This is a genomic window from Mesorhizobium sp. M2A.F.Ca.ET.067.02.1.1 (assembly GCF_004023285.1).
Classification (GTDB): domain Bacteria; phylum Pseudomonadota; class Alphaproteobacteria; order Rhizobiales; family Rhizobiaceae; genus Mesorhizobium.
This window is the reverse complement of record NZ_RZSB01001356.1, coordinates 1-616: the sequence shown is the minus strand read 5'-3', so window position 1 is coordinate 616 and position 616 is coordinate 1. Positions and strand designations below refer to the sequence as shown.

The 616-nt window shown below is 61.4% G+C and carries 1 protein-coding gene; it reads right to left on the bottom strand.

Annotated features, from left to right (window positions below; genetic code table 11):
• Nucleotides 1–81: 81 nt before the first annotated feature.
• The gene (locus EOA28_RS37795) at nucleotides 82–426 is read right to left on the bottom strand and encodes a hypothetical protein (protein WP_128298467.1); all 345 of its coding nucleotides are present in this window, start codon (nucleotides 424–426) and stop codon (nucleotides 82–84) included.
• Nucleotides 427–616: the final 190 nt, after the last annotated feature.

Below are 616 nucleotides of genomic sequence, written 5' to 3'. Positions count from 1 at the left end.
ATCCAGTTCGTATCGGCGTCCTCGAACTCGGGCGCCTTCCCATCGATCGCATAGACCGGCATTTTTCGTCTCCGATTCGTCTCAACCAGCGAATTCGAAAGACCCTAAATTGGCGGTCGCCCAGGATGCAATGGCGATGAGCACGACGCCAAGCGCCAGAGCCCAGGCGATGGCCGTGCAGCCGCAGGACAACAGCGCCATCGTGCCGATGCGGCCCTCGCGCCGGGCGGCCAAGGCTTCGTTGGTAAGCATGAACGGTCCGGCGCAGGCCGTTGCCGCGAGCGAGCGCAGGATATGGACCGGCGAAACATAGGGCTCGGCGAAGGCCAGGCGTCGTCCGGAGAAAAGCTCCATGGCCGATCCGGCCAATCCGCAAGCCGTGATACCAACCGCAAACGCGTAAAGAACAAGCACAACGGGCTCCATGTTTACCAACCGTTTACCATGAAAACGCACAGTCGTGCCAACGCGCTGCAAGAGCCATGCCGCGCAGGCTGTGCCGCCGAAGGACAGGTGGGCGGATCGGGAAAGAGCGATGAGAGATGAAAGACGCAACGGCTGCCGAGAGCCCGGACTTCGAGGTCGTCAATTCGACCCTGATGAAGCGGGTCTTCTA

Coding starts and splice junctions, on each gene's coding strand:
- EOA28_RS37795 (WP_128298467.1), bottom strand. CDS start 426: ATGGAGCCCGTTGTGCTTGTTCTTTACGCGTTTGCGGTTGGTATCACG.